Source organism: Flavobacterium cyanobacteriorum, from assembly GCF_002251835.1.
GTDB lineage: Bacteria > Bacteroidota > Bacteroidia > Flavobacteriales > Flavobacteriaceae > Flavobacterium > Flavobacterium cyanobacteriorum.
The window spans coordinates 1-2,537 of sequence record NZ_NOXV01000090.1 but is presented as its reverse complement, the minus strand read 5'-3'; the positions used below and the strand labels follow the sequence as shown (position 1 = coordinate 2,537).

The 2,537-nt window shown below is 42.3% G+C and carries 3 protein-coding genes; all 3 read right to left on the bottom strand.

What is annotated here, in order from left to right:
- Positions 1–143 precede the first annotated feature (143 nt).
- The 3 genes from CHU92_RS01005 to CHU92_RS00995 are packed head-to-tail and all read right to left on the bottom strand — an operon-like array spanning position 144 to position 2,243.
- The gene (locus CHU92_RS01005; protein ID WP_094411712.1) at positions 144–290 is read right to left on the bottom strand and encodes a DUF2256 domain-containing protein; all 147 of its coding nucleotides are present in this window, start codon (positions 288–290) and stop codon (positions 144–146) included.
- On the bottom strand, positions 271–1,578 hold the full coding sequence (locus tag CHU92_RS01000; protein WP_094411710.1) for an ABC1 kinase family protein: 1,308 nt from the start codon (positions 1,576–1,578) through the stop codon (positions 271–273). The genes CHU92_RS01005 and CHU92_RS01000 overlap by 20 nt, the downstream gene beginning before the upstream one ends.
- Before the next feature lie 5 nt (positions 1,579–1,583).
- A complete protein-coding gene (locus tag CHU92_RS00995) occupies positions 1,584–2,243 on the bottom strand; it encodes a TetR family transcriptional regulator C-terminal domain-containing protein (RefSeq protein ID WP_094411708.1) in 660 nt (219 codons plus the stop codon).
- Positions 2,244–2,537: the final 294 nt, after the last annotated feature.

Sequence of the window (2,537 nt, the reverse complement as noted above, 5' to 3'; positions counted from 1 at the left end):
CCTTACCGGGGAAACCATCCATATTACCGATGGCCGGTTTGATACTAAGTATCTTGAGTAATATTAAATTATTAAATTTTATAGTGATTGTTCCTGATTGACAGTTAGTTGAAGGTATAATCTAAACTTAATACTATTACTACTCATCTCCTCCTGCAGGCATCACTACAATATTTAACCTCATCCCAGCACTTTTCCCATTTTTTCCGCCAGGTAAATGCCCTGCCACAGGCCGCACAGGGTTTAGCCGGAAGGTAAGATTTGTTGCCTTTATGCGAGGTACTTTTCATATTGGTTTATTGAAATAGTGCATTTCAGGTCGAAAAGCAGGTTATAAAGCCCGAAAAATGTGCGGTTCACATATATAAAATGCTTTGAACCACGGTTTCCGTTCATCTTCCTCAGTGTTTTATCATTCGCAAATTTTTCGCTCAGCGCCGCGATTTCATTACCAAAGGCAGGGTTTGAAAAGTCAAACTCAGTAGTATTGAATGGCTGCGTAAATGTGGTAAGGAGCTCTTTAAAAATACCTGCAAAAAACTCAGTCTCCCGTGGGGTATCGGTTTCTTTAAGTATCTCCAGCTCATACAGCTTTTGCCGGAATTTATTTTCATCTTCAAGATTCTCCCTTTTAGCCAGCTCGAAATAGGGTATGTAAAATGAATCCGGTATCTTCTTCATACAACCGAAATCTATGGCAACAAGGTTGGCTTCGTCATCTACAAGGAAGTTTCCCGGGTGCGGGTCGGCGTGGAAATTCTTAAGCCCGTGTATCTGGAACATATAAAAATCCCAAAGCGCCTGCCCTACCTTATTACGGTTCTCCTGCGAAAGCTCATTCCTGCAAAAGTCAAAGAGATGGATCCCTTCCATCCAGTCCATTGTTATAATTTTTTCACACGATAACTCCGGGTAGTATTGAGGAAATTTCAGGTTTTCCAGCTTTGAGCATAACTTCCTTACCTCTTCGCTCTGCTTTAGCTCAAGGGTATAATCCGTCTCTTCCATCAGTTTGCCTTCCACTTCGTCAAAATATTCATCCGAAGTCCCCTGCAGGTTAAACATGCGTATGGCTATGGGTTTCACCAGGGCAATATCTGTGCCTATGCTTTCACGTACTCCCGGATACTGTATCTTAACCGCAAGCTTTTTACCCCCTTTGGTGGCACGGTGTACCTGGCCAATGCTTGCTGCATTAACAGAATCAGGTGAAAATTCATCAAAAAGTACATGTGGCTCGCAACCGAAATATTTGCGGAACGTTTTCATTACCAGTGGCGCTGATAATGGCGGTACCGAAAACTGGCTCAATGAAAATTTTTCTACATACGATTGCGGCAGCAGGTTCTTTTCCATACTGAGCATCTGGGCCACTTTAAGAGCGCTTCCCTTCAGCTCTTTCAGCCCGTCATATATGTCTTCGGCATTTTCCCTGTGCAGCTCATCTTTGGTAAGCTCAGGGTTTACCATCTTTTTGCCGTAATATTTTATATAATTTCCGCCTACCTTTACGCCTGTGGTAACCAGTTTCGCCACACGCTCCACTTTGTTTACAGGGATTGAATCCAGTTTTTTCATAAGGCTCAGGCTGTAAATCGTTCTTTCCACAAAAATTTACCCAGGTCAAACAGGCTTTGCAGCGGTGAGTTATACACAAGGTCAGCCGAGGCTTTTACTGATTTCTCAATAAATATATCCGTTTTCTCAAATCCGGCAGACGTGTCATCAAGCCAGAATTTAAATACGGAAAGGAATTGCAGCCATGCCCCTTCAGTAAGCCCTTTCTCCTGGGCTTTTTCAAGCCGCTTTTCCTTAAGCTCAAAAGGCTTTTCAAGCACCGCCGAAGCATATGCCAGAAACTCCTTTCGCAGCCCTTTCAGCCTGGCAAGGTTCTTAATCCCGTTCCCATTATCTTTCAGCAGCCACGATATAAAGCTCCTGTTGGCTGTGGCCATTTCAAAAAATGTAAAATAAAAAGCCGACAGTTTTTGTACGCCATCGTATTCATGATAAGAAGGCGACTGGTTCAGGGTAACAACTGTATGGCTGAACATCTCAGTAAAATAATGGTTTTCAAGGGTTTCAAACGAACTGAAGTGCTTATAAAAATCAGCTTCTTCAAAACCGTTTTCTTTGGCAAATTTATATACCGTAGCCGGCCTTTTGCCGTTCATAAGGCAATAATCGGTATATAAAGATAGTATCCTTTCTTTAGCCGGCGGTATTACTTTCTTAGGAGACATAACACTGTGATTTTGTTGAACAAATTTAGGGATTAATTAAACAATATTGCGTAAAACAACTGTTAAAACATCTTATGGAACGGTAACAATAACAGCACAATAACATTTTACCACACCATTCATAACAATAATCGTGCAAAAACTGCTACAATTCCCGTACACGAACCTAATCTAATAGTATATCTTTTATTTTTAGGAGCAGTAGCCGTAGCGCTTCTCAGCAAGCGACTGGTCCCGCTTTTCGCTATATCTCCCCGCCGCAAAAGCGGGCGGCGGGGAGGATGCCGCTACAAT